The following is a 26,583-nucleotide window of genomic DNA, read 5'->3' on the forward strand; positions in this document are numbered from 1 at the left end:
TCTCAGAAATCCGCCGGCGGATTTGACGTGCGGCGGTCGAGTTTGATGAAGGGCCGCTGCACAACCTTTGCCCGTTTCATCAGCTTCTGGTACTGCAGTTCGCGCATGGCGTAGATCTCGACCCAGAGGTCCTCCACCACTGTATCACCATAGGGTCGCACCAGCGAGGCGATGGCGATGTTGCGCTTGGCCATGGGCGACCACATGGCGGCGCTGACGAGGCCGACTTCCTGGCTCTTCTTGTGGTAGACAATGGCATGCTCGGCCGGGATGTTGCCTTCGATCTCCAGGCCGACCAGCACATGGCGCAGCTTGCGTTTGGCCCTTGCTTCGAGGATGGCACGGCGGCCGTTGAAATGGCCCTTGTCCAGATCGATCATGAAGCCGAGCCCGATCTCGTCGGGCATGCGCGGGCGGTCGGCGCGGATGGCGTGTTCGGCGGTGGTGAAATCGGCATTGGCGACGATCAGCCCGGCCTCGAGACGGGCGCGGTTGAGCGCGGTGTAGCCGATAGCCCTGATGCCGCGCAGTTCGCCCGCCGTCATGAGGCGGTCCCAGAGGCTCAGCGCCATGTCTGCTGCAACGAACAATTCGTAGCCGAGATCGCCGGTGAAGCCGGTGCGTGAAATGACGACCGTGCCGCCGTCATGCGGGAACTCGGCGAGGTCGAATATTTTCAGCTTCTCGACGCCGGCAAAACCGGCATCGCGCAGCACGGCGAAGGAGGTGGGGCCCTGCAAGGCGAGCCCGGCCACCGCCTCGGTTTCCTCCTCGACGGTGACGTTGAAACCGATGGCGCTGTCGAGCAGCCACGGCAGATGCCGTTCCTGCGAGCACAAGCGGAAGCGTGTCGGTGAGAGCCGGAACAGCGTACCGTCGTCGAGGACGAAGCCTTCATCGTCGCACCATGCCGTGTAGTGGACACGCCCCGGTTTCAGCCTGGTCACATCGCGCAAGGTGACACGGTCGAGGAAGGCTTCGGCGTCCGGGCCTTCGATCCGGTATTTGGTCATCGGCGAGATGTCGAACACAGCCGCCTGGCTGCGGATGGCGAAATATTCGAGCTCTTCGTCCCAGAGCGAATGCGGTGCCCGGTAGCCTGCCCAATTGTACCAGTCCTGGGTCTTGGCCAGCGCGTCGAGGCGCGGCTGGAAGGGCGTGCCGAGACGCAGCGTGCGGAAATGGCCTTGCGCCGCGATGCGGGAGGCCGCGATAGGGTCTGGTGTCTTCGCGAGTGGCGTTTTCCTGGTTGCCTGGGCCATGGTCTACCCCTTCATCGCGATAATGCGCCGAGCCGCGTTGAGGCCGGGCGCGCCTGAGACACCACCGCCAGGATGCGAACCAGCGCCAGCGAGGAACAGGCCTTCAAGCGGCGTGCCGTAGCCGGACCAGCCCGAGACGGGGCGCGAAATCAGCATCTGGTCTGCCTGCAACTCGCCGTGATGCCAGTGGCCGCCCGGCATCCGATAGCGTTTCTCGATGTCGTCGGGTGTCAGAAGCTCGGCATGGACAACGCTCTTGCCGATGCCAGGCGCGTAGGCTTCAAGCTGCGCCATGATGGCCTCGAGGAATTTCGGCTTGCCCGCATCCCAGCCCGTCTTCAACTGATAGGGCGCGTATTGCACCACGGCCGACAGCACGCAGGCTCCATCAGGCGCCAGCGTAGGATCGGCAAGGCTGGGCAGCATGATCTCCACTACCGGTTCGGGTGAGAATTCGCCATATTTGGATGGATTGAAGGCGCGCTCGACATGGTCGGGCGAGGGCGCGATGACCAGCCGGCCCTTGTGGTCGACCGCATCGGCGCCGGTGAATTGCGGCGGCCGATCGAGCGCCAGATGAAGCTTGGCCGCATCGCCCTTCATACGGATGTTTTTCACCTTGCGCAGGAAGCCGGTATCGATCTCGCGCGGTCCGACGAGGTCGAGGAAGGTCGTCGCCGGATTGATGGCGGAGACGATCGTCCTGGCGCGCAATTCCTCGCCATTGTCGAGTGTGACACCGACGGCGCGGCTTTTCTCGACAAGGATCCTTGCCACCGGCGCCGATGGGCGAATGGTGATGCCGGCCTTGTCGGCGGCAGCGCGGATGGCGGCGACCACTGCGCCCATACCGCCTTGGGGCTGCATCTGCGCGCCCGCCGCACCGCCGATCTCTCCGGCCAAACGATAATAGAGGCCGAGCAGCGATGTCGGCGAGCGCGGGCCGAGATGACTGCCAAGCGTGGCGTCGAAGGCGAGGAGGCCCTTCAGCCTGTTATCGGCAAGCTGTTCGTCGAGCAGGTCGGCTACGTTCATCAAGAGGACGCGCAGGAAGTCGCGCATGTCTTCCTTGCCGAGTTTCTTCAGCGCCAGTGCGGTCTGGCCGAGCGAAGCGGTCTCAAGCAGCGACATGCCGCCGAGATCGGGCGGGCGTCGCGAGAGGAACGGTTTCAATATGCCGGCATAGCGCAGCAGTTGCGCGCGCAATTCCTTCCAGGCCGATTGCTCGGCGGGGCTGGCGCCGGTCAGCACCTCGCCATAGGCGCCATGCAGGACGAGTGCCGGGCCGTCCTTCGACAGCGCCACCGAGGGCAGGAAATCGGCGCGGGCAAATCGCAGCCCGTGCTTTTCCAGCTCCAGCGTCTTCACCACATCGGGGTGCAGACGGTTCAGCACATGGGCGATCGAGGAGACGCGAAAGCCGGGCGCGAATTCCTCGGTGCGCGCCGCGCCGCCGACCTCGCCGCCGGCTTCCAGCACAAGCACCTTGCGGCCGGCCTTGGCGAGCGTCGCCGCCGCGACAAGCCCGTTGTGGCCGCCGCCGATGACGATTGCATCAAATGACGTCATGGGCCGGGCTCATATGCTGATGGGATTTGGCAAGATCGCGCAGGATTTCAGCCGCGGCGTTGCGGCCGGGCGCGCCCATGACGCCGCCACCGGGATGGGTCGAGGAGCCGCACATATAGAGGCCGCCGACCGGCGAGCGGTACTGCGCGTAGCCCGGCACCGGGCGGTTAAACAGAAGCTGGTCGAAGGTGAGTTCACCCTGGAAGATATTGCCTTCGGTCAAACCGACCTCGGCCTCGATCTCGCGCGGCGTGCGTACTTCCATATGGACGATGCGATCGCGAAAGCCCGGCGAATACTCAGCGATCTGTGAGATCACGCTCTCGGCAAAACCGTCGCGATCGGCGTCGGTCCAGTCGCGGCCGTTCACCTTGGGTGGCGCGTATTGAACGAAACAACTCATGAAGTGTTTTCCCGGCGGCGCCATGGTCGGATCGAGCGTTGTCGGGATGACCATGTCGAGGAAAGGATCGGCGGACCAGCGGCCGGCCTTCCAGTCGTCATAGGCGCGTTCCATGCGCTCCATGGAATCGGTGAAATGCATGTCGCCGCGATAGACGGGCGAGTCCTTCGGCAGCGCCGGGAATTCCGGCAGCGAATCGAGCGCGATGTTGACCTTGCCGGAGGAACCGCGAATCTTGAAGTTCTTCACCCGGCGCAGGAAGATGTCGGGCAGTTCCTTCTCCTCGACCAGCTTCAGGAAGGTGCGTTTCACGTCGGCATTGGAAACGACCAGCTTGCCGTAGATCTCCTCGCCGCCGGTCAGCACCACGCCCTTGGCCTTGCCTCGGCTCACCAGAACATGGTCGACCTCCGCGCCCGTGCGGATGGTGCCGCCCGAAGCCTTGAAGGATGTGGCCAGCGCCCTGGTCACCGCCCCCATGCCGCCGCGCGCATAGCCCCAGGCGCCGACCGAGCCGTCGACCTCGCCCATATAGTGGTGCAGCAGCACATAGGCCGTGCCGGGCGACATCGGCCCGAGCGCGGTGCCTATGATGCCGGACAGCGCGAAGTTCGCCTTGATGACATCGGTCTCGAAATATTCGTCGAGGAATTCCGAGATCGACATCGTCCAGAAGCGCAATGTGAGCGCCATTTCCTCCGCCGACAGTCCGGCGAATTTCTTGCCGAGATAAAGCAACTCGCCGAGATCGCGGGGCTTGAAGCTTGTCGGGTCCGGCGCGGTGCGCATCAGCAGCGGCTGGATGAAGCGGCACTGGCGGGTCACGTCGCGGGCGTAGCGGTCATAGGCCTCGGCATCGCGCTTCGAAAAACGGGCGAACTCGCGCCGGTGTGCATCGTGGTCGCGGTAGTTGGCGAGGTAGTCGCCATCGCTGGTGAACACCGCGCCGCCTTCGTAGGAGATGACCTGCAGACCGAAGCGCGGCAGTTCGAGGTCGCGCATGATCTCGGGCCTGAACAGCGAGCAGACATAGGAGCAGTTGGAGTAGAGGAAGCCCGGCGTCAGCTCCCTAGATGTGGCAGCGCCGCCGACCCAGTCGTTCTTCTCGACCACAAGCACGTCGAGCCCGGCGCGCTGGAGGTAGCAGGCGTTGACCAATCCATTGTGGCCGCCACCGATGATGATCGCATCCCAAGCCTTCATTGTGGCCCCGTTCTCCCTCTTCTGCGCGATTCCAGGCGGAAAACCGCCCACACTTTTCCTGGAATTGCTCAGGCGATCCGCTGTTCATTTTTGCGTGATCTGTTCCCGAATGAGCGGAATTTGGCACGGGACCGGCCAATTTGTCCAGCCATTCTGAATGAATGTTCAACAAATGGTGTTGCGTTTTCCTGCATGTGCGCTACGCTTTGCCGGCGTTCGAAATGAGCATTCGTCGATTGGGGACCGAGGGCTGATGATCGAAATGGCAGATGCCGAACCGGAGTATGACGATATCGCCATCCGCTTCCTTGAGGCGTTGTGGGGCGAAGGCTATCTGTCGCCGGGCGGGCCCGATGAAGTCGACCGGGTGGTCGAGGGACTTTCGCTGAAGGGCAAGGCGATCCTCGACATCGGTTGCGGCTGCGGCGGCATCACTTTGCATCTGGTCGGGCGCCACGGCGCGGCGCATGCGACAGGCTTCGATGTCGAGCGGCCGGTGATCGCGGCGGCCAGGCAGCGCGCCTCGGCGCTCGGCCTTGGCGATCGCGCCAGCTTCGTCCAGGCCGCGCCGGGCATGCTGCCTTTCGCCGATCGCTCCTTCGATGTCGTCTTCTCCAAGGACGCGCTGCTGCATGTGCCCGACAAGGACGCCCTGTTCGCCGAGATTTTCCGTGTGCTCAAACCGGGCGGCGTTTTCGCCGCTTCCAACTGGATGATCTCTCACGATGGCGAACCGTCGCCCGAGATGAAGGCCTATGTCGCTGCCGAGGGTCTGTCTTTCGCCATGGCTTCACCGGCGCGCTATATCAAGGCGATGCAGCGTGCCGGCTTTGTCGAGGTCACGGCACGCGACCGCAATCCCTGGTATCGCGAAGTGGCGCGCGGCGAACTGCAAAGGCTGAGAGGGCCTCTCTATCCGGCGGTCGCCGCTGTCGTAGGCGCGGCCTATGTCGACAAGAACATCAAGACCTGGGAAGCCATGCAGAAGGTGCTTGACAGTGGCGAGCACCGTCCCACTCATCTTCGCGGATGGAAGCCGGATGCAGAGGGATAGCCGGCGATGCTGGAGACCGTGACACGCATGAAGACGGCGGACGCCAGGGATGCCCTGCTTGAACCGGCGCGGAAGGCCGAATCCGAGAAGCGCGGACGCAAGGCCTCGAAAGAGGTCAGGCAGCTTCAGCTCATCGAGGCGACGATCGATTCTCTGGCCAAGCGCGGTTATTCTGAGACGACGATGGCCGATGTCGCCGACGGCGCCGGCCTGTCGCGCGGCATCGTCAACTTCCACTTCGAGAGCAAGGAGAAGCTGCTCGTCGCCACCTTGCAGTTTATGTATGACGAATACTCGGCGCATTGGCGCAATGCGCTGCAGAAGGCCGGGGATGATCCCGCCCGCCAGCTGCAGGCGCTGGTCGCCGCCGATTTCGATCGCTCGATCTGCAACAAACGCAAGCTCGCCGCCTGGTGCGCCTTCTGGGGCGAGGCCAAGTCGCGGCCGACCTATCAGGCGCTGAGCAGCGCGCGCGACGTCGTCTATCAGGACATCTTCATCGATCTCTGCGCCGCGCTGAAGCAGAGCGGCTCCTATGCCTATGAGCCGCCGGTCATGGCGCTGGCTCTCAGCGCCATGCTGGAAGGCTTGTGGCTGCGATTGATGATGGGAACCGAGGATACGACGCGCGAGACCGCCTTGCAGGCGGCCAATGAATTCCTGTCGGCGGCTTTCCCCAAACACTACCCGCACAAGGCCGCCGCCAAGACAAGATCATAAAAACCAGAAGACCACAGAGGATGGAACAGCAATGAAGACATTCACACGACGCCTGACACTGACCCTGGCGCTGGCCGGGACCCTGGCGGCTTCGGCCGCCGCCCTGGCGATCGCCGCCGACAAGGACCTGATCGTATTCGACTGGTCGGGCTATGAGGATCCGAGCTTCCACCCGAAATATGTTGAGAAGAATGGCGATTCACCGACCTTCGCCTTCTTCGGCGATGAGGACGAAGCCTTCGAAAAGGTGCGTTCCGGCTTCAAGGCCGATCTTGGCCATCCCTGCTCGCAAAGCGTGGTGAAATGGCGCGAGGCGGGCCTGCTGCAGCCGCTCGACACGTCGAAGATAACAGGCTGGAAGGACCTCAATCCCGGCATCATGGCGATGAAGAATCTCGCCACCACGCCGGACGGCAAGGCGTGGTTCATGCCTTGGGACTGGGGCAACACGCAGCTCACCTACAACTCCTCCAAGATCGACGCCAAGGACGTGCAGTCGCTGAAGGCGTTCGCCGATCCGAAGTTCAAGGGCCGGGTGTCGATCGGCGACAATGTCGACGACGCCTATGCGCTGGCGGCGCTCGCCATCGGCATGAAGGACTGGACCACGATGACGGACGACCAGTTCAAGCAGGCGTCCGACTTCCTGCGCCAGGTGCACAAGAATGTGCGGTCCTACTGGACCGACACCACCGACATCGTCCAGCTGCTGTCCGGCGGCGAGGTCGACCTCGCCTGGGCCTGGAACGATGCGACGGTGCAGTCGGTCAAGGCAGGCGTGCCGATCAAGTCCGTGAAGGATACCAATGAAGGCATCTCGACCTGGGTCTGCGGCTATGTGCTGTTCAAGGACGCGCCCGGCAATGTCGACAAGGCCTACGACTATCTGAACGCCGTCAACGACCCGGAGACCGCCAAGGTGCTGGTCAAGGACTGGGGTTATGGACAGGCCAACGCCAAGGGCATGGCCGGCGTCGACCAGGCGATCCTGAAGGAGAAGGGCTATGACGACGTGCAGAAATTCGTCGATAAGACGCTGTTCCAGTCGCCGTTGCCATCCGATCTCAAGCTCAAGATGATCGCCGAGTTCGAGAAGATCAAAGCGGGCTATTGAGTCTTCGGCGCGAAGGCCCATCCGTCTGCCGGCAGCGGCGGCGGATGGGCTCGCCAAAGCGCCTGAATTTGCCTAACCTTGCTCCCGACATCTTTCGCGATGGGGGAGTTTTCGCGCCATGAATTCCATGCTTCGCCGCCTGGTTGCCGCTGCCGCCTGCGTGATCGGCGCCGGCGCGGTCTATGCCTTTGCCGAAGGCGGCGGCGAACTCGTGGTGTTCGACTGGTCCGGCTATGAGGACCCTCTGCTGCACCCCGCCTACACCGCCAAATACGGCGCCGAGCCGACCTTCGCCTTCTTCGGCGACGAGGACGAGGCGTTCGAGAAGATGCGGGCCGGCTTCAAGGCCGACATCGCGCATCCCTGTTCGCAAAGTGTTGCCAAATGGCGCGACGCGGGCATGCTGCAGCCGATCGACACCAGCCGCATCGCCGGTTGGAAGGATCTCAATCCCGGCATCATGGCGATGAAGAACCTGACCACGACCGAGGACGGCAAGGCCTGGTTCATGCCGTTCGACTGGGGCAACACCGCGTTGCTCTACCGCACCGACAATGTGACGGCCGACGAGGTGAAGTCACTCAGGATCTTGGCCGATCCGAAATTCAAGGGGCGCGTCACCATCGGCGACAATGTCGATGACGCGTATGCGCTGGCGAGCCTGGTCATCGGGCTCAAGGATTGGACCAAGATGACGGACGCGCAATTCAAGGAGGCGTCGGACTTCTTGCGCCAGGTGCACAAGAACGTCCGTCTTTACTGGACCGATTCGAGCGACATCGACCAGGCCTTTTCCGGCAATGAGGTCGACCTCGCCTGGGGATGGGGCCAGACGTTGATCGCGATGAGCGGGCAGGGCGTTCCCGTCGCCATGAACCGGGACACCAAGGAGGGGATGTCGACCTGGGTCTGCGGTTATGTGCTGATGAAGGATGCGCCCGGCAAGCTCGACCAGGCCTATGATTTCCTGAGCGCGGTCAATGCGCCCGAGATATCGAAATACATGGTCACGACCTTTGGCTACGGCCATGGCAACAGCGCCGGCATGGCCGCGATCGACCACAAGGTGCTGGCCGAGCGCGGCTTCGACGACATCGACAAGTTCCTCGACAAGACCCTGTTCCAGCAGCCGGTGGCGCCGGAACTGAAGAAGCGGATGGTTGACGAGTTCGAGAAGATCAAGGCCGGCTATTGAACGACAGGACCGAAAGAACCGACGTCGTCATCGTCGGCGCCGGCTTTACCGGCTTGTCGGCCGCGCTCGAACTGCGGCGTGCCGGCATCGATTGCGTGCTGTTGGAAGCCCGCGATCGCGTCGGCGGCCGTGTCGAGGCGATGCGCAACGGACTTGGCGAGCTGATCGACGGCGGCGGCCAATTCCTTTGCGAGGACATGCCTGAACTGATGGCGCTGGCGAAGGCACGCGGCAAGACCTTCGTCGAGACCTATGTCGACGGCGATTTCATAACCCATCCGGCAATGTCGGCCCAAAGAGCCGAGCGGACCTATCACGCGTCGATGGCGATCCGCGAGCGCATGAACGGGATAGAGCCGGACGATCCTGCCATTGCCGGACTGACCGTTGCCGACTGGCTGGAGCGGCAGGATGACGCGGGCGAGGCCAAGGCGGCCTTCCGGTCGATGATCGAGGGCCTGTGGTGCCTGGCGCTGGAGAAGGTCCCGCTGTGGTACCTGATCAGCAACGACCGGCGCATCACCAACGACGTGCCGGAGCTGCAGTATTTCCTGGCCGAGACCATGCATTCGCTGGCCGAGGATTTGGCCGCCGACCTCGGCGGCCGCGTGCGGCTTCGCACTGCGGTAACGCGCATCGCGCATGGGTCGGAGGGCGTAAGCGCCGTCACCGAAACAGCAACGATCGAAGCGCGTGCCGTTCTGGTCGCGGCTTCGCCTGCCATGACGTCGCGGGTCGCGTTCTCGCCACCTTTGCCGGATGCGCTGGTGGCGGCGCTCGGCGCCTGGCAAGGCGGCACCGTCATCAAGATCGTCGTGCGCTATTCCCGCGCCTTCTGGCGCGACAAGGGCCTGAGCGGCATGGTGATGTGGCGCGACGTGCCGGGGCTGTTCGTCTGCGATACCAGCAAGGATGACCAGCATCCGGCGCTGGTGGTTTTCATCGGTGGTCCGTCGGCGGTGGAATGGCGCGGCTACGGCCAGGAGGGCCTGCGCGGCAAGCTTGCGGCGAGACTGGTCGAAGCGCTCGGCCCGGGCGCCGCTGACTGGACCGGCTTCGCCATCCGCTACTGGTTCAACGACACGGGAAGCGTTGGCGGCTACAGCGACCTCATTGTCGACATGGGGGCGACGAGCGCCGAACGGACGATCCTGGCCGGCGCCCCGCCGGTCCATTTCGCGTCGTCGGAACTGTCGCCGTCATTCCCGGGCTATGTCGAAGGCGCGATCGTGGCCGGGCGCATCGCCGCGCGCAAGATCATCGCGGACGTTCAGTCGGCCATCGCGACCAGCGCTTCAGGATCGTAAGCGAGGCGGATAGGGGTGCCGACCGGGATATCATCGGCGCCGAAATCGTTGGTCTCGGTCACCGAGAGCGGCTTTTCCAGTCCTGGGATCTCGACGATCAGATGGGTGATCTCGCCGAAATAGTGGCGCTCGACCACCTTGCCGGCGACCTCGAATTTGGCCGTCGCATTGTCCCATAGCACACGCAGCCGCTCCGGCCTGATGCCCAGTGTCGCGCCGCCGCCATTGCGCACGAAGGCCTTGGGCTTGTCGGTCTTGACGCGGCCGAAGCCCAGCGTGTCGACGACCAGCGAAGCGCCGTTCTCCTCGACGATCTCGGCCTTGACGAAATTCATGCCGCCGAGGAAGTCGGCGACCTGGCGGTTGACCGGGCGCTGGTAGATTTCCTTTGGCGAAGCGACCTGTGCTATTTTGCCGCCGAACATCACGGCAATGCGGTCGGACATTGCGAGCGCCTCATACTGGTCATGGGTGACGAGCACGAAGGTGATGCCGACGGCCTGCTGCAGGCGACGCAACTCGACCTGCATCTGTTCGCGCAGTTTCTTGTCGAGCGCCGACAGCGGTTCGTCGAGCAAAAGCACCTTGGGCCGCATCACCAGCGCGCGTGCGAGTGCGACGCGCTGGCGCTGGCCGCCGGAGAGTTCGGTGGCCAGCCGCTTGCCGAGGCCGGTGAGCGAGACCTGCGCCAGTGCCTCCTCGACCCGGCGCTTCTCCTCGCCGCCCTGCAGCTTCAGTCGCTTCAGCCCGTAGGCGACGTTCTGCTCGACATTGAGATGCGGGAAAATGGCGTAGCTCTGGAACACCATGTTGGTCGGCCGGCGATTGGGCGGAATGCCTTCCATTGGCTGGCCGCCGACGGCGATCGAGCCGCTGGTCGGATTGTCGAAGCCGGCGATCATGCGCAAAAGCGTGGTCTTGCCGCAGCCGGACGGACCAAGCAGCGAGAAGAATTCGCCTTCCCTGATGGTCAGGGACGCATCGTCCAGCGCCTTGAAGGCGCCGTAGCTGCGGGTGACGTTCTTGATCTCGATCATGGATCGATCGGATTGAGGACGTGCGATCTGCGGCTGCTCAGGCATAGAGGCCTCCCTCATTCTGGGTGCGTCTGGCCGCGCGGCGACGCAGGATTTCGGCAATCGTCATCAGCAGGAAAGAGGCAACCAGAAGCAACGTGCCGAGCGCCAGCACGCCGGGCAGTTTCGAGGCGAAACGCAACTGGCCCCAGATGTAGATCGGCAGTGTCGCCTCGGTGCCGGTGAGGAAGAAGGCGATGATGAACTCGTCCAGCGAGATGGTGAAGCAGACCAGCAGGCTGGAAATGATCGCCGGCGCCACCATCGGCAGCGTCACGCGCCGGAACGTGCCGAACGCGCTCTCGCCGAGGTCGGCCGAGGCTTCTTCCAGGCTGCGGTCGAACCCTTCAAAGCCTGAGGTCAGCACCGTCATCGAATAAGGGATGCAGACCAGAACATGGCCGAGCACGACGGTGAACAGCGACAGACTGAGACCAAGCTGCAGCATCACCAGCAGCATGGAGATGGCGACGATCACCTCCGGCAGCACAAGCGGCGCCATGATCAGTCCGTTGATGGCGCGGCGGCCGGGATAACGATAGCGGGTGATCGAGCGGGCGGCGAGGATGCCGAGCACGGTGGCGAGTACGGAAGCCGACACGCCGACGATCAGGCTGTTCCAGGCGGCGTCGAGCAGTGCCGGCGTGTGCGGCAGGTCCTCGTACCATTGCAAGGTGTAGCCGGTGAGCGGGAATTTCGGTGTCGGCGCGGTGTTGATCGAGAAGATCGGCAGGAAGATGACAGGCAGATAGAGGAAGACGATGTAGAGGAACGCGTAGACGGACAGCCAGCCGCCAGGCAGGAAACGAGACCGCGCCGTCATCGCGCCATCCTCTGCAGCGTGCGGATGATCAGCACCGTGGCGCCAGCCATCAGCGAGACGATCAGCATGGTGGTGACGGAAAGGGCGGCGCCCAGCGGCCAATTGGCCGCCTTGCCGAACTGCGCCTGGATGGCGTTGGCGATCATGACGCCGTCCTTGCCGCCGACGAGTTTCGGCGTCACATAATCGCCGACCGTTGGGATCATGACGATCAACGCCGCGGAAATGATGCCGGGCGCCGACAACGGCAAAGTCACGCGCAGGAACGAGCGCAACGGGCCGTCGCCAAGGTCGGTGGCTGCCTCGACCAGCGTGCGGTCGACCTTCTCCAGCGAAACGAAAATCGGCAGGATGGCGAAGGCCGCCCAGGCGTGGGTGAGCGTGATGATGACGGCGCTGGAATTGTAGAGCAGGGCCGTCGACGGCTCGTCGATGATGCCGAGGCCCATCAGGCCGGAATTCAAGACGCCGTTGTAGCCCAGGATGACCTTCCACGACATCACGCGCAGGAGGTAGCTGGTCCAGAACGGGATGGTGATGAGGAACAGCCAAAGGCTTTTGTGACGGCCGCCATGGAAGGAAATGAAATAGGCGATCGGATAGGCGAGCAGGACGGTGAACAAGCTGACCGTCAGTGAGATGTAGAGCGAGCGCCATAGCAGATCGCGGTAGATCGGTTCGGTCAGCGCGATGCGGTAGTTTTCCAGCGTGAAGGTGCGATCGATGGTCAGGTAGTGCTGCGTCCAGAAAGAGTGGGCGATGACCACCAGGATCGGCAGGACCAGAAGGATGAGCGCGTAGAGGAAAGTCGGGCTGATCAGGACGAAGCCCTGCACGGGCTCGGATTGCAGAAGGGCATTTCGTCTGGCCCGAGTCATACGCAACGGGGGCGACCCTTCCGCGGCCGCCGTCATTGCTCGACTCCGGGCGGCAGCGCTCCGGGCGTGATTTCGGTTGCTGGCCTGGACTGCTCCGCCATGCGGCATCCCATTTTGCTGTCGCCGGCTGTTTGTTCCCCTTGCCGGCTTTCTTTCATCATGCACGCATCCGTGGATTGAAATCAAGCGTCATTTCTGCAATATTGATTGAACGGACATTCAAAATTAGGTGAAGAAAGCCCCTGTTTCCGGCATTTGGCGCCGAATTTGATGCCCGCGAGAAAATCGACAAGAGATGTGGAGGCGACGATGGCGGCTGTACGAGACCTGAAGGCGGCGGAAACGCTGGCGGCGGAGGGCGACGATGCGGTCGATCTGGCCAAGCGCCATCTCATCCAGCCCTGGCCCTATGCCGGTTCCGTCGGCTCCGAGGCGCGCGCGCTGATCGGCGAAGGCGACGGCATCTACATCACCGACAACACCGGCAAGCGGCTCATCGATGGCCCCGCCGGCATGTGGTGCGTCAATGTCGGCCACCGCCGCGAGGAGCTCGCCAAAGTGATGTACGACCAGGCGATGGCGCTGTCCTACAACACGCCCTGGTACACGATGAACGCACCGTCGGCGGAGCTTGCCAAGCGCATCGCCGGCCATGCGCCGGGCGACCTCAGCCATGTCTTCTACACCACGGGCGGCTCCTCGGCCGTCGAGACGGCGCTGCGCTTCATGCAGTTCTATAACAATGTGCGCGGCCGGCCGGAAAAGAAGCTGATCCTGTCGCGTGGCGGCGCCTATCACGGCTCGACCTATCTGTCGGCCTCGCTCAACGGCCGCCCGCGCGACCGCGACTGGATGGACGGCGCCGACGAACTGGTGGTCAAGCTCGCTTCGCCCGATCCGTTCCGCCGGCCAAAGGGCATGAGCCTTGCCGCATTCACCGATTTCCTCGTCGACCAGTTCCGCGACACCGTCGCGCGCGTCGGTGCCGACAAGATCGGCGCTTTCGTCGGCGAGCCCATCCAGGCATCCGGCGGCGTCGTCATCCCGCCGGACGGCTATCTCAAGCGGATCCGCGAGATCTGCCGCGACAACGACATTCTCTATGTCTCCGACGAGGTGGTGACGGGTTTCGGCCGGCTCGGCCATGTCTTCGCCTCGGGCGATGTCTTCGGCATCGATCCCGACATGATCACCTTCGCCAAGGGCGTCACCTCGGGCTACTTCCCGCTAGGCGGCGTGATCATCTCGGAGCGGTTGCTGCAAGAGCTGCGCCGTTCGAACCACCCCGACGCGATGTTCGGCCACGGGCTGACCTACACCAGCCACCCAGTCGGCTGTGCCGTGGCGCTGAAAAACCTCGACTTGCTGGAAGAAAGCGTGCTTGCCCATACGCAGGCGGTGGCGCCTTACTTCCAGGCGCAGTTGAAGACGCTTGAAGAGCTGCCGCTGGTCGGCGAGGTGCGCGGCGTCGGGCTGATGGGTTGCGTGGAATGCGTCGCCGACCGCGAAAGCAAGGACCCGCTGCAGCTCGACAAGGATGTGGGCAAGCGGATCGACGCCCACTGCCACGAGCTCGGCCTGCTGGTGCGGCCGCTGATCAACATGTGCGTGATGTCGCCGCCGCTCATCATCACGCGCGAGCAGATCGACGACATGGTCGGCATCCTGCGCGAAGGCATTTCGCGCACGATGGACGATCTGAGGAAAGAAGGCGTCTGGCGGGGATAAGTTTTTCCTTCTCCCCGTTCTACGGGGAGAAGATGCCGGCAGGCGGATGAGGGGCGGTGCCAGCGTTGGCGATTGGCCGCGTTTCGAGAACGTCATCCGTCTGAGGCGATAACCTCACTGCCTGGCGCGGCGCGGGCTTCCGGGAATTCAGTCGCACGATCATCTACCGAGGTTGCGGGCAAGCTAATCGCGAAGCGTTGGCGCCGCCCCCCATCCGCCCTTCGGGCACCTTCTCCCCGTAAACGGGGAGAAGGACGAGATCTACCCCCGCGACCTGAGCGCGTCGTTCAAATTCCACATGTCCTTCTCCTCGGGCGCGGTCTCCAGGCCGAGCACCGGGATTTGCTGGCGCAGATGGTCGTGGTGGGTGCGCACGCCATATTCGAGGTCGGACAGGTAAAAACCCTCGAAGGCCTCGGACAGCATGGATTCGTTCGACCACACCGAAAGCTGCACGTCCTCCGACATGGTGTCGCGGTCGATGCGGAAAGAGAGATAGCGGGCGGCGGCCTGTTCGCGGCTTTCGTCGCGGTAGCGGTAGATGGCGCCGCGCAGCAGGGTTTCGCCCGTCGACAGCGGGAACTCCTGATAGAACTGCACCGATTCCGGCATGACGGACAGGACCGCATTGGGGAAGATGCCGTAATAGACCCAGGCCTTTCTGAGATGATCCGGCAGATGCGTCGGCTCCGGCGCGATCTTGACGTAATTCTTGACGCTCCAGCGGCGGCCGGCATGCGGGTTGTAGGTGGCGAAGGAACGTGAGACGCCGTTGACGAAAGGCTCATCGAAATAGGTGGCGCCATAGAGATCCTGCAGCGCCGGATGCGCCATGGCAACGTGATAGCCTTCATTGTCGACGTCGCGCACCGACTTCCAGTTGACCGGTGTCTTCTGGGTCCAGATTCCCCAGGACGGCACCATGTCGGCGGCCTTGTAATGCGCGAATTCGGGCTCGATCGGCTTCAACAGTTCGGCGACGGAGGGCTGCGGCCCGCCATTGCGGAAGCGGATGAAGATGAAGCCCATCCAGACTTCGAGATCGAGCGGCATCAGGCCGAACTCGGTTTTGTCGAGATCGGGGAAGGAGCGCGGGCGGGCGGCCCCCCGCAGCGTGCCGTCGAGATTGTAGACCCAGCCATGGAACGGGCAGACCAGCGCATTCTTGCAATTGCCCTGGCTGTCGGCGACGACGCGGCTGCCGCGGTGGCGGCACATATTGTTGAAGCCGCGCACCACGCCGTCCTTGCCGCGCACGATCAGAGCGCGCTCGCCGATCACGTCCATGGTCAGGTAGTCGCCGGCATTGGGTATGTCGCAGACATGCCCGGCGATCTGCCAATGATTGCGGAAGACATGCTCCTTCTCCAGTTCGAGAAGGGCGGCCGAATGATAACTCCAGCCCGGTAGTCCCCGCCGGTCCCAATCGTTCGGGATTGCCACGTCACGGAGGTGCGGGTTCATAAAACGTCTCTTCTTTTTATTGAATACTCATTCAATATAATCATATTTTGCATTGAAATGCAATGGCTTGTGGAAATAGGCGAATTTCACCAGGAGAATCCAGGCGCTGATTTCAATGCCGTCCTGCGTCGCCGCGGGCTGTGAAAACCCCGGAAAATCCGGGCCTTAGCCGGGGTTCCGGACCCTCCGGCCGCAGCCGGGTTTCATGCCTGGGATCGGGCCTCCGAATATTCCATTTTTCGGCAAGAAAGGGCGCCTTGCCGGTGTCGGACGCCATAGAGGTGGAAAAAGACGCACCCGCAATATCGAATCGGAACAGTCGATGACCGGTTTTGCCCGATTCTGCCCGTATCGATGTTTCAATCCGGTTACATTGCCAGCCTCTCGTCACCTTTGCATTGTTACAAAGCGCGATTAAATTCGTTTTATCGCAAAAAGAAAATCAACGAAGGGGATGATGATGTATGCGAAAGTCCAGATCACCAGCGGCGACCGCTTTCAGGCTCCAGAGCGCGCTGACCGCCGCCCGAAGCTGGCCCTTCGCCAGCGTGCCAGCGACCACCCAATGGCAATGTTCATGGCGCTGGCTGCTTGCGCCTTCGCCGGCATGGCGTTCACGCCGACGGTCGGCCCGGCCTTCGCTTCGCTGAATCCGCCCGCCAACATCGTCGAAGGCGCGCCGACCACGACCACCACCGCCCGTCTGCCGATGCCGGCGATCGATTTCGCCTGCAAGGGGCAGGCCTGGGGCGCCGAGAGCGTGGATTGCCTGCGCGCCATTGCCGAGCAGTCGGGAACCCACAAGGCCCGCGCGATCCGCATGATCGCCAATGCCGCACCGCTGACCAGCACGCCGAACATTTTCTGATTTCCGGATCTGGATTTCTGCCTGGGCACGATCCCGAACCAGGTTCCCGTTTTGGGATCCTGCCCTTGACCTCCCCGAGCGCGTCCTCCAGCGCTCTCCTGGCTCCCGCCGGTCTTGCCGGCCGGGAGCCTTTTTCTATTCCTTCAGTGCCGCCTGATCGGCAACTGTCGAAAGCACGCTGCGCACGTCGAGCGTGCTGAACGGCTTTTCCAGGATCTGCGGCCGCTGTTGTGATGGAAAGGCCTCGATCTCGGCCTTGGCGCCGATCAGGTCGCCGGTGACCAGCACGAAGCGCCGTGCCAGGTCAGGGCGTTGGGCGAGCAATTCGCGGTAGATCGATATGCCCGACGTGCCGGGCATGCGCAGGTCGGAAAAGACGATGTCCGGCGGCATGTGGCCGCCTAGTATCGAGGCTGCCGAATCCCAGATGGACACCATTCGCGACTTGATGCCCATCAATTCGAGGATGTCGGAGAGCGACCCGGCCACGTCAGGCTCGTCGTCTATGATCAATGCGTGGCGCAGGCCGCTCGAGCGCGGTTGGTTCTCGCCGGCCGCCTTGATACCGGCCGAAATGGCCGGCAACTGGACGACGAAGCGGGCGCCTTTCGGCTGCACCTCCTCGAACCAGATATTGCCGTTGTGGCGCTCGATGATCGATTTCGAAATCGACAGGCCGATGCCGGTGCCGACACCGACCGGTTTGGTGGTGAAATAGGATTCGAAGATGCGCGAGCGGATCCCCTCGGGAATGCCGGGGCCGTTGTCCTCGACCGAGAAGCCCGGATTGCCCCGGTCGCTGCGGAAGGTCCGCACCTTGATCAGCCTGTCGCCGGCGACACCGGCCAGCGCATGCTGGCTGTTGATGAGGAAATTGGCCGCCACTTGCGTTACATGGTCGGCGTCCGCCATGGCCAATACCGGGCCGGGGGTGAAATCGGTGTCGATGATGATGCCGCTCGAGCGCGCGCCATAGGCGGTCACCTCGAGTGCGGCGCGGACTACCTGGTTGAGATCGGTCTCGGCCTGTTCGGTCGGATGCAGCCGGACCATCGACAGGAAGCTCTTGACGATGCGGCCACAGCGCTCAGCAGCGGCACGCACCTTCTCGGCTCGCACCTTGGTCTGCGGATCGGAAGCGAATTCGTGCAGCAGCGTCGACTGGGCGACCACCACTGCAAGCGGGTTGTTGAGCTCATGCGAGACGCCGGCCAGCAGCGAGCCCATGGCGGCCATCTTCTCGTTCTGGTGCAGCTTCTCGCGCTGCCGGTTGATCTCTTCCTCGGCGCGCAACTTGTCGCGCAGGTCGCGGATCGAGCCGAAGATGAGGCGTCGGTCGGCTACCCGCATCTCGGTCGCCGTCAACTCGATCGGGAACACCTCGCCGGCGGCATTCTGGGTGACGGTCTCCAGCCGCTGGCCGACCATCGGAGCGCCACGGCCCGACATGTAATCGGCGCCCGACGTATAGCCCTTGCGGTAGTAGATCGGCACGATGGTGTCGAGCAGGTCCTTGCCGAGGATGGCGCTGCGCGGAAAGCCGAACATCTTCTCGGCGGCCGGGTTGAATTCGATGATCGAGCCCGCCTCGTCGATGACGATGATGGCGTCGAGCGAAGCCTGCAGCATGGTGCGGCGGATGACCTCGCTGGCATGGGCATCGGAGGGCGAGTGTTCGATGGCGTCGCCTATGGCGAGCGCGATGATGTGCAGCGTTGCCTCTTCCTCGTCGGTCCATTCGCGTTCATCGACGCAGTCATTGACCGCCAGCGTGCCCCAGAGATGGCCGTGCGCGAAGACCGACACCGACAGGAAGGATTTTATGTTCTGCTTTTCGAAGTCGGTTCTGAGGAAACCATCGAGGTTGCGCGTGTGGCCGGCGAAGATCTTGCCCTGCCGCTCGTCCTCGGCCACCCGCTCCAGCAACGGGTCCGAATTGACGATCGACTGCATGATGACGGTCGGCGAAGCCAGTTCGCCGCCGAAATCGGGGTCGATCCAGTAGGCGGCGACCGACTGGGCGAAACCCTGTCCGGGCAGTTCGCGCAGACGAAACAGGATGCCGCGCTGGCACTCCATGGCCCGGCACAGCGTCTCCAGTATGCCGTCCATTTCGCGCTGCCAGTCGCCGGCCTCGCGCAGCCGGCGCACGACGCGCACGGCCGCCATCGCCGCGCCTTGCCTCAAACCCTGCATATCGGTGCTTGTCGTCTCGCCCGTCATCGTCCGCCGTCATTCCAGAGTTGCGTCAATCGGCCGGCTGGCAATGGCTGCGAGGCGCAACCCCCTTGGGTCTGCGCTCAGTTGCCTTCGCTGGTCGGCAGCGAGAAAATATAGCCTTCGCCGCGCACCGTGCGCAGGAATTTCGGGTTGGCCGGGTCGGTCTCGATCTTCTTGCGCAGGCGCATGATGCGGATGTCGACGGCGCGCGACGATTCGGGATCCTCGGTGAAGCCGATCGCCTCGGATATGGCGGCCCGGGTCAGGAGCCGGTTGGCACGGGTCAGGAAAACCTCCAGCACGTCGAACTCGCTCTTGGCCATGTCGATCACCGCGCCGTTGGCGCCGGTGACCAGCCTGCCGTCGAGATCGGCCTGGAAGGGGCCGAAAGCGACGGAGCGGCGGTCCGCCCTGGCTTTCCTCTCCTGCGGTTCCGTCGGCTGCGGGACACGGCGCAGCACGCTGCGGACCCTGGCGAGCACTTCGCGCAGCTCATAGGGCTTGACGATATAGTCGTCGGCGCCCAGTTCCAGCCCGACGATGCGGTCGAGCGCGGTGCCGGCCGCGGTCGCGTAGATGATCCCGATCGGCATTTTCGAGCGCAGCCAGCGGCCGAGCGACAGGCCGTCTTCGCCTGGCATGGCGATGTCGAGGATGGCGAGATGGAAGGGCTGGGTATCGATCAGGCCGCGCGCCGCAGCCGCGTTCTCGGCGGTCACCACATCGTAGCCGGCGGCCTCGAGATATTCGGCGACCGCGTCTCTCAGGTCGGGCTCATCCTCGACAATGACAATTCTTGCCCGCACGATGCCCTCGCTCCCACTTTCAGTGGAAAGTAGATTGGGTATAAACATGATGTCCAGCACTCATATCCAGTTGCCAGGGAACGGTTGGAAAACATGGCCGCACGAGCCGTCATCGCGCTTGTTTCCGTCGCTGAAATCGTCGCGACCGAGCTTGCCGACCATCTTGATCGACGCGGCCATGATGTTCGCCAGGCGCGGCAGCCCTGGGAGGCGGAATCGCTGCTGGCGGGCGGCGGCATAGACGTCGTCGTCGTCGGCGACAGCCTCAGCCAGGCGGAAGGGCGCGACCTGCTCAGGCGTCATGGCGGGCAGGGTGGGGGAAGCGGGACCGGACCGGATTTCATCCTGATATGCCGGCCAGCCGATCTCCTCGACAAGGTGCTGGCACTCGAACTGGGTGCGGCCGACGTCGTCGAAAGTCCGCTCAATGTCAGGGAACTCGCCGCGCGTGTCGGCGGCCTGCTGTCGCGACGCGGCAGGGGCACCCAGGAACTGATCGTGCTGGAGAATGCGACCGTCGATCTGAGGTCGGCGATCGTCATGCACCGCTCCGGCACGGAGGAACAGCTCTCGCCAGGCCAGGTGGCGCTGCTCAGGCTGTTCCTGGCAAGCCCGCGCAAAGTGCTGACACGTGACGACATCATCGCCGCCGCGCCGGCCGAGAATGCCGACGCCTTCGATCGCTCGATCGATTCGCGCATCGTTCGGCTGCGCCGCAAGCTCGACACCGAGACCATCACCACCATACGCGGCGCCGGCTACAGGTTCGATCCGCCGCAGCAGTTCGCCGACTGACGGTCGCCTGTTGCCGGTGGCTCGCAGGTGGAGCATCGGATCTTCCACTTCCGCGCCGGTGCCGACGAGTTCAGCGCACAACCAGCAATGACGCACCCGGGGCCATGTCGCCGGCGGCGACGAATTCGCTCGCGTGAGCGCGCTCCTTGAGCAGCACGGTGGCGAGGGCGGCAAAGCCGAGCAGGCCCTGTGCGTAGAGCAGTGCGGAAAGCACCGAAGCTGCGAATTTTGTTTTCATCGTCACAATCCCCAAAATGCAAAAATGGATGTCGCGGGTTGCTTCAGGAACTCCCGAAGTGCCCGCGCCGCCCACGGAGCCCCCCGTCGCGGCGCGGGCCTTCGGTCCTCTCGGCAGCAAGTTGCCGGAGGGGCCGCGCAATGCCAGCTGCCGAAGGCCAACCCGCCAGAGGGCCTTCAACCGGGCTATGCGCAGGCTGGAAACGATCCAGACCGTGGCGCAAAACAGGGCGACGTGGAGGGTCGAAATCTCACTCGAACTCATCGCCGCCAGCTTCGCCACGGGACCGCCGGCAACTGTGCCGACGCCGCCGATGGCTGCCGCCGCGATGCTGATCCTGAAGATCCAGGACCGTGTGTTCGGTTTCGTTCCCATGGCCGTTGCCGTCTGCTTTCGTTGCGTCAACTTTGCTTCCGGTCGGTATCCGGATCATGCCGCCGAAGCCGCGCTTTGTTGCAATTTGGTTTCGAAATTGAGCCTCACTCTTTCATATAAGGTCAATTCGAACTTTCGTTTCGAGGCGGATACCTATGTACCTCGTCATTGCTCCTGTTTCAGCATTGATGGTCACAAGCGGTTCAAGGCTTGCCCTCTTAACCAGGGGAAACAAATTCGAAACACAAACGAGCATTTCACGAAATCTCTCCGAAACATGCCGCGGGGATAAGCCGCTCATCGAATTCGGAGCCGGCCGGGCCGGCAGAGAGAGGGGATACATCATGCACACCACCATTTCCGCGAAGCTCATCAACCTCGCCGCCGCCGCGCTCACGGGCAGCGCGCTTCTGTTCGGCGCCAGCGTGGCTCATGCCGCCAACACCGTGGTGGCGCGGGTCTCGCTGTCGCAGCAGATCATGGAAGTCTCGGTCGACGGCCGGCCGACTTTCGCCTGGAAGGTCTCCACCGGCGACAGGGCGCATGTCACGCCGACCGGTTCGTTCAAGCCGACGCGCATGCATGAGATGTGGTATTCGAAGAAGTACGACAACGCGCCGATGCCGCATTCGGTCTTCTTCAGCGGCGGCTATGCGGTGCACGCCACCTATGCCATCAAGCGCCTGGGCCAGCCGGCCTCGCATGGCTGCGTGCGGCTGCATCCCGACAATGCCGCCGACTTCTACCAGCTTGTCGAGACCTTCGGGCCGGCCAACACCAGCATCGTCATCGTCAAGTAGCAGGCGGGTTTGCTGCCTTCGGCCGATCGCGCCGGAGCCGTGGAGCGACCGTCAAAAAAAGAGGCCGGAAAATTCCGGCCTCTTTTTTTCCAATCATGCCTTGCGCAATTCAGCTCGGCAGCGCCGGCATCAGTTTCGGATCCGGCTTTTCCGCCAGATGCGGCAGGTCCTTGCTGGCGATGAAGGTGTAGAACATGGGCACGACGAAGAGCGTGAACATGGTACCGACCAGGATGCCGGTGAAGATGACAAGGCCCATCGAATAGCGGGCCGCGGCACCGGCGCCGCTGGAGACGATCAGCGGCACCACGCCGAGCGCCATCGCCGCCGTCGTCATCAGGATCGGCCGCAGGCGCACCTTGGCCGAGGCAATGATGGCGTCTCGCCGTCGCATGCCATGGGTCTCACGCTGCTGGTTGGCGAACTCGACCAGCAGGATGCCGTGCTTGGTGATCAGGCCGATCAGCGTGATCAGGCCGACCTGGGTATAGATGTTGAGCGTGCCGAGGCCCAGATTGAGCGGCACGATCGCGCCGAAGATCGACAATGGCACGGCCATCATGATGATCAGCGGGTCGCGGAAGCTTTCAAACTGTGCCGCCAGCACCAGGTAGATGACGATGACGGCCGCGCCGAAGGCGATCAGGATGGTGTTGCCCTGTTCCTTTTCCTGTCGGGACTGGCCGGAATAGTCGATGAAGAAGGTGTCGGGCAGGCTCTCCCTGGCAATGTCCTCAAGCACTTTCAGACCGTCGCCTGTGGTGACGCCAGGCAGCGGCAGCGCCGAGATCGTCGATGAGTTCAACTGGTTGAACTGCTCGATCGCCGCCGGCGAGGCATTGTTCGAGATCTTCACCACGGCCGACAGCGGCACCATCTCGCCCGTCACGCTGCGCACGAAATATTCGCCGAGCCTTTCGGGGTTGTCACGGAATTCCTGCGGCACCTGCGGGATGATGTCATAGCTGTTGGAGTCGCGGTCGAACTGCGCCACCTCGGCACCGCCGACGAGCAGCGTCAGGGTCCGGCCGATGTCGGCGATCGGCAGGTTGAGTGCGGCGGCGCGGTCGCGATCGATGGTCACCGTCACCTGCGGCGAATCATAAGACATCGAGTTCTGGACCACGATGAAGCGGCCGGAGGCCTGCGCCTTGTTCTTGATCTTCTCGGCTTCCTCATAGACCTGGGCGGAATCGCCGGTCGAGCGCACCACCATGGCAATCGGCAGACCGCCGCCGGAGCCCGGCAGCGTCGGCGGGGCGAAGACGAAGGCCTGGACACCCGCCACCTTGGCGATGCGAGCCGTTATGTCGGCCTGCAGCTCCTTGGAATTGCGCTTCCGTTCCGCCCAGTCCTTGAAGGCGAAGCCGACGAAGGCGCTGTTTGTCGTGCCGCCGAAGGCGACCGCCGAGAACTGTGCCCGTGTCTCGGGAATATCCTTCACCAGGCCGAGGATCTGGTTCACGTAGGTCTCGGTGTAGTCCGATGTCGCGTAAGTCGGTGCGGTCACGAGAGAGAGCAGGAAGCCCTGATCCTCTTCCGGGGCCAGTTCCGTCGAGGTCTTGGTGAACATGAAGCCAGTCACGCCGACAAGCGCCAGCACGATGAGCAGCGTCAGCGGGCGGTAGTTGAGCGAACCGGTGACGGCACGCTCGTAGACATGCTCGACCCGCGCGAAAGTGCCGTCGACGATGCGCTGGAAACGGCCCGCATTGCCGGGCTTCAGGAGGCGCGCCGACATCATCGGCGTGATGGTGATGGCGATGACGCCCGACAGCACGACCGAGCCGGCCAGCGTCACCGCGAATTCGCGGAACAATGCGCCGGTCAGGCCGCCGGTGAAAGCCAAAGGCGCGAACACGGCGGCCAGCGTCATGGTCATGGCGACAATGGCCGAAGCGATTTCGCGCATGCCGCTGAAAGCCGCCTGCATCGGCGACATGTGGTCTTCTTCCATGTGTCGGTGAATGTTCTCCACCACCACGATGGCGTCGTCGACGACAAGGCCGATCGCCAGCACCATGGCCAGCAGCGACAGAAGGTTGATCGAATAGCCCACCGCAAACAGCAGGAAGCAGACGCCGATCAGCGACAGCGGGATGGTGATGATCGGCATCATCACCGAGCGGAACGAGCCGAGGAACAGCAGGATGACGACGACGACGATGGCAACCGCCTCGGCGATGGTCTTGAACACCTCGTCGATCGAGGCGCTGATCTGTCCGGTCGCATCGTAGACGACCTCGATCGTCATGCCTTTCGGCAGCGTCTCCTGGATTTGCGGGACAAGTTTGGTGAGCGCCGCCGCGGTGGTCAGCGGATTGGCGGCCGGGGTCGGGAAGATGGCGAGGAAGGTGCCGGGCTTGCCGTTGAAAGAAACCCTGGTGTCGGTGTTCTCGGCGCCGAGTTCGACACGGGCCACGTCGCGCAAGCGCACGACATTGCCATCGGTCGAGCGCAGCGGCAGTTCGGCGAAGGCTTCCGGCGTCTGCAGCGTCGAACGCACGGTGATCGACGAGACGACATATTCGTTCTGTGTGTTGCCCGGCGCCGACAGGAAGTTGGAGTTGTTGATCGCCGCCAGCACCTCGGCCGCCGTCACGCCGCGGGCAGCGAGCCGGACCGGGTCGATCCAGACGCGCATCGAATATTCCTGGGCGCCGAAGATCTGCACGTCGGCGACGCCTTCGACTGTCGACATGCGGGGGCGGATGACGCGCTCGATATATTCGGTCAACTGCTCCTTGGTCATGTTCGGGTTCTGCATCGAGATGTACATCATCGCGAATTGCTGACCCGTACCCTTGACGATGACCGGGTCCTTGGAGGCGTCCGGCAAGGTGCCGCGCACGCCCTGGACCTTCGACAGCACTTCGGTCAGCGCCACGTCGGGGTTGGAACCGAGCTTCATCTGCACCGTCACGGTGCTCGAGGACGGACGGCTGGAGGAAGTCACGTAGTCGATGTTCTCGGTCGAGGCGACGGCGCGCGCGATCGGGGCGGAAATGAAGCCCTGGATCAGGTCGGCGCTGGCGCCCGGATAGGCCGTCGTGATCGTGATGGCGGTTTCGTCGACCTTCGGATACTGCCGGATGGACAGATTGAAGATGCCCTGGAAACCGAGCAGCAGGATCATGCAGGCAAGAACCGTCGAAAGGACGGGCCGGCGGATGAAGAGATCGGAAAAGCTCATTGCTGGTCGGCCTGCTTGTTCGCCGATTTGGTCGGATCGATCGTGTTGTCGACGTTGACGGACATGCCGTTGAAGAGGCGGTTCTGACCGGCGGTGACGACCTCGTCACCGGCCTTCAGCCCTTCGACGATCTCGACCATGCCCTGATTGCGGCGGCCGGGTTTGACGAAGACCTGCGACAGGACCAGCGCGGGCTTGTCGCCTTCCGCCGCCGGCTTGGCCGGATCGGCCGCCGCCGGTTTGGCTGCATCGGCAGCGGTCTTGTCGGCTGGCTTGGCTGCGTCCGCCGGCTTGGTCGCGTCGGCAGCCGGCTTCATGGCATCGGCGGCCGGTTTCATCGCATCCGCAGGCTTGGCGTCCGCGGGCTTGTCGGTGGCGGCCGCGGCCGGCTTCTCTTCCGGCTTGGCCGGCTGAGCCGGCGCCGCCTCCGCGGGCTTGGCGTGCTGCACCACGAAAATGTAGTCGCCATAGAGGCTGGTGGTCAGAGCCGTCTGCGGCAGCACCAGAACGTTTTGTTCCTCGGGCAGTTCGACACGCACCTGCACGAACTGGCCGGGGGTCAGCTTGCCGTCGGGATTGGCGACTTCCGCCCGGATGTTCACCAGCCGGCTGGAGGGGTCGATCTTGGGATCGATGCCGCGAATGGCGCCGGCAAAAGGCTTGTCCTCGCCACCCAGGCCAAGCCGGACCGTCTGGCCGATCTTGAGCAGCGGCAGTTCCTGTTCGGGGACCGTGAAGTCCGCCCGCATCGTGTCGAGATCCTGCAGCGTCACCACCGAGGTGCCGGGTGCGATGTACTGGCCCAGGTCGATCTTCGGGATACCGACCGTGCCGGCGAAGGGCGCCGTCAGCTGCTTCTGGTCGAGCACGGCCTGGAGCCTGGTGACCTGGGACGCCGAAGCGGACGCCGCCGCGCGTGCGCTGTCCAACGTCGAGTCGGAGCCGACACCGCGCCTGGTCAGTTCGATGGCGCGGTTCAGCGACACCTGATCGAGCGCGGCCTGCGCCTTCTGGGCGTCGAGATCGGCGCGCTCGACGGCGTCGTCGAGTTGCAGCAGCACCGCATTGGCCGCCACTTTCTCATTGGCATGGAAAGGGATTTCCTTGACGATGCCGGCGGTCTCGACCGTCAGATCGACACCGCGCACGGCGCGCACCGTACCGATCGCCTCGACGCCCGGTGTCCAGTTGGACGGCTTCACAATGGTCGTCGACACGGTCGCCGCCGGGGGCTTCATCGTGGCGAAATACTGCTTGATGCCGTTGTCGCGCAGGAAGTTGAAGCCGACGATACCGCCGACCACGATGACCAGCACGGCAAGGACCACAAGGATGATAAAGATACGGAGTATGCGCTTGAACAAGGAAGTCCCCTCAGTCGAAAATCCGGCGCAAAGCGCGGACATCGGGACACATATCGACTGCGGGTCCCGATTACAAATGGTGGCGATCTTACTGTACCGTCTGGACGGTCTTGTCAATTGGGCCTAAG

At 63.4% G+C, this 26,583-nt stretch carries 21 protein-coding genes; 9 read left to right on the plus strand and 12 right to left on the minus strand.

The window, feature by feature from the left end; all coding sequences use genetic code 11:
* Window positions 1–2: 2 nt before the first annotated feature.
* The 3 genes from FJ967_RS14110 to FJ967_RS14120 are packed head-to-tail and all read right to left on the minus strand — an operon-like array spanning window position 3 to window position 4,437.
* Entirely contained in the window at window positions 3–1,262 is a 1,260-nt protein-coding gene (locus tag FJ967_RS14110) for an aminomethyltransferase family protein (protein WP_140732435.1), read from the minus strand.
* A gap of 3 nt (window positions 1,263–1,265) precedes the next feature.
* A complete protein-coding gene (locus FJ967_RS14115) occupies window positions 1,266–2,831 on the minus strand; it encodes an NAD(P)/FAD-dependent oxidoreductase (protein ID WP_140732436.1) in 1,566 nt (521 codons plus the stop codon).
* Window positions 2,818–4,437: an NAD(P)/FAD-dependent oxidoreductase gene (locus FJ967_RS14120; protein ID WP_140732437.1), complete on the minus strand. Its 1,620-nt coding sequence runs from the start codon at window positions 4,435–4,437 to the stop codon at window positions 2,818–2,820. The genes FJ967_RS14115 and FJ967_RS14120 overlap by 14 nt, the downstream gene beginning before the upstream one ends.
* 253 nt (window positions 4,438–4,690) lie before the next feature.
* Here FJ967_RS14120 and FJ967_RS14125 point away from each other — a divergent pair, with 253 nt between their 5' ends.
* From FJ967_RS14125 to FJ967_RS14145, 5 genes are all read left to right on the plus strand, one after another.
* Complete coding sequence (locus FJ967_RS14125; RefSeq protein ID WP_140732438.1) at window positions 4,691–5,491, plus strand: methyltransferase domain-containing protein; 801 nt, start codon at window positions 4,691–4,693, stop codon at window positions 5,489–5,491.
* A gap of 6 nt (window positions 5,492–5,497) precedes the next feature.
* Complete coding sequence (gene betI / locus FJ967_RS14130; protein ID WP_140732439.1) at window positions 5,498–6,211, plus strand: transcriptional regulator BetI; 714 nt, start codon at window positions 5,498–5,500, stop codon at window positions 6,209–6,211.
* Window positions 6,212–6,242: 31 nt separating this feature from the next.
* Window positions 6,243–7,325 (plus strand): ABC transporter substrate-binding protein, encoded by a 1,083-nt coding sequence (locus FJ967_RS14135; protein WP_140732440.1) that lies wholly within the window; start codon window positions 6,243–6,245, stop codon window positions 7,323–7,325.
* A gap of 118 nt (window positions 7,326–7,443) precedes the next feature.
* Window positions 7,444–8,520, plus strand: coding sequence for an extracellular solute-binding protein (locus FJ967_RS14140; protein ID WP_140732441.1), 1,077 nt, complete (start codon window positions 7,444–7,446; stop codon window positions 8,518–8,520).
* Complete coding sequence (locus FJ967_RS14145; protein WP_140732442.1) at window positions 8,517–9,827, plus strand: flavin monoamine oxidase family protein; 1,311 nt, start codon at window positions 8,517–8,519, stop codon at window positions 9,825–9,827. Before FJ967_RS14140 ends, FJ967_RS14145 begins: the two co-directional genes overlap by 4 nt.
* On the opposite strand, the gene FJ967_RS14150 is transcribed toward FJ967_RS14145, so the two are convergent.
* The 3 genes from FJ967_RS14150 to FJ967_RS14160 are packed head-to-tail and all read right to left on the minus strand — an operon-like array spanning window position 9,791 to window position 12,640.
* Window positions 9,791–10,864, minus strand: coding sequence for an ABC transporter ATP-binding protein (locus tag FJ967_RS14150; protein ID WP_140732443.1), 1,074 nt, complete (start codon window positions 10,862–10,864; stop codon window positions 9,791–9,793). The genes FJ967_RS14145 and FJ967_RS14150 overlap by 37 nt on opposite strands.
* A gap of 37 nt (window positions 10,865–10,901) precedes the next feature.
* A complete protein-coding gene (locus FJ967_RS14155; RefSeq protein ID WP_140732444.1) occupies window positions 10,902–11,726 on the minus strand; it encodes an ABC transporter permease in 825 nt (274 codons plus the stop codon).
* Window positions 11,723–12,640: an ABC transporter permease gene (locus tag FJ967_RS14160; RefSeq protein WP_140732445.1), complete on the minus strand. Its 918-nt coding sequence runs from the start codon at window positions 12,638–12,640 to the stop codon at window positions 11,723–11,725. Before FJ967_RS14160 ends, FJ967_RS14155 begins: the two co-directional genes overlap by 4 nt.
* Before the next feature lie 273 nt (window positions 12,641–12,913).
* Between FJ967_RS14160 and FJ967_RS14165 the strand changes: the two genes are divergently transcribed.
* Window positions 12,914–14,332 carry an aminotransferase gene (locus FJ967_RS14165; protein ID WP_140732446.1) on the plus strand — a complete coding sequence of 473 codons (1,419 nt, stop codon included), beginning with the start codon at window positions 12,914–12,916 and terminating at the stop codon, window positions 14,330–14,332.
* A 261-nt stretch (window positions 14,333–14,593) separates the two neighbouring features.
* Here FJ967_RS14165 and FJ967_RS14170 read toward each other — a convergent pair whose 3' ends face one another.
* Window positions 14,594–15,796, minus strand: coding sequence for an aromatic ring-hydroxylating dioxygenase subunit alpha (locus tag FJ967_RS14170; protein WP_140732447.1), 1,203 nt, complete (start codon window positions 15,794–15,796; stop codon window positions 14,594–14,596).
* A 460-nt stretch (window positions 15,797–16,256) separates the two neighbouring features.
* On the opposite strand from FJ967_RS14170, the gene FJ967_RS14175 reads away from it, so the two are divergent.
* The gene (locus FJ967_RS14175; RefSeq protein ID WP_140732448.1) at window positions 16,257–16,664 is read left to right on the plus strand and encodes a hypothetical protein; all 408 of its coding nucleotides are present in this window, start codon (window positions 16,257–16,259) and stop codon (window positions 16,662–16,664) included.
* A 135-nt stretch (window positions 16,665–16,799) separates the two neighbouring features.
* Here FJ967_RS14175 and FJ967_RS14180 read toward each other — a convergent pair whose 3' ends face one another.
* Both FJ967_RS14180 and FJ967_RS14185 read right to left on the minus strand, forming a co-directional pair.
* Complete coding sequence (locus tag FJ967_RS14180; protein WP_181175855.1) at window positions 16,800–18,887, minus strand: ATP-binding protein; 2,088 nt, start codon at window positions 18,885–18,887, stop codon at window positions 16,800–16,802.
* 77 nt (window positions 18,888–18,964) lie between these two features.
* A complete protein-coding gene (locus tag FJ967_RS14185) occupies window positions 18,965–19,738 on the minus strand; it encodes a response regulator transcription factor (RefSeq protein ID WP_181175856.1) in 774 nt (257 codons plus the stop codon).
* 45 nt (window positions 19,739–19,783) lie between these two features.
* On the opposite strand from FJ967_RS14185, the gene FJ967_RS14190 reads away from it, so the two are divergent.
* Window positions 19,784–20,485: a response regulator transcription factor gene (locus FJ967_RS14190; RefSeq protein ID WP_140732449.1), complete on the plus strand. Its 702-nt coding sequence runs from the start codon at window positions 19,784–19,786 to the stop codon at window positions 20,483–20,485.
* A 70-nt stretch (window positions 20,486–20,555) separates the two neighbouring features.
* Here the strand turns inward: FJ967_RS14190 and FJ967_RS33730 are convergent, their stop codons facing one another.
* The gene (locus FJ967_RS33730; protein WP_246675276.1) at window positions 20,556–21,128 is read right to left on the minus strand and encodes a hypothetical protein; all 573 of its coding nucleotides are present in this window, start codon (window positions 21,126–21,128) and stop codon (window positions 20,556–20,558) included.
* A gap of 314 nt (window positions 21,129–21,442) precedes the next feature.
* Here FJ967_RS33730 and FJ967_RS14205 point away from each other — a divergent pair, with 314 nt between their 5' ends.
* Window positions 21,443–21,898, plus strand: a complete 456-nt coding sequence (locus tag FJ967_RS14205) for a L,D-transpeptidase (protein ID WP_140732450.1) — start codon at window positions 21,443–21,445, stop codon at window positions 21,896–21,898.
* Window positions 21,899–22,007: 109 nt separating this feature from the next.
* Here the strand turns inward: FJ967_RS14205 and FJ967_RS14210 are convergent, their stop codons facing one another.
* Window positions 22,008–25,091, minus strand: coding sequence for an efflux RND transporter permease subunit (locus tag FJ967_RS14210; protein WP_140732451.1), 3,084 nt, complete (start codon window positions 25,089–25,091; stop codon window positions 22,008–22,010).
* Window positions 25,088–26,455 (minus strand): efflux RND transporter periplasmic adaptor subunit, encoded by a 1,368-nt coding sequence (locus tag FJ967_RS14215; protein WP_140732452.1) that lies wholly within the window; start codon window positions 26,453–26,455, stop codon window positions 25,088–25,090. The genes FJ967_RS14210 and FJ967_RS14215 overlap by 4 nt, the downstream gene beginning before the upstream one ends.
* Window positions 26,456–26,583 lie beyond the last annotated feature (128 nt).

The sequence above is a fragment of the Mesorhizobium sp. B2-3-4 genome (genome assembly GCF_006442315.1).
Lineage (GTDB): Bacteria > Pseudomonadota > Alphaproteobacteria > Rhizobiales > Rhizobiaceae > Mesorhizobium.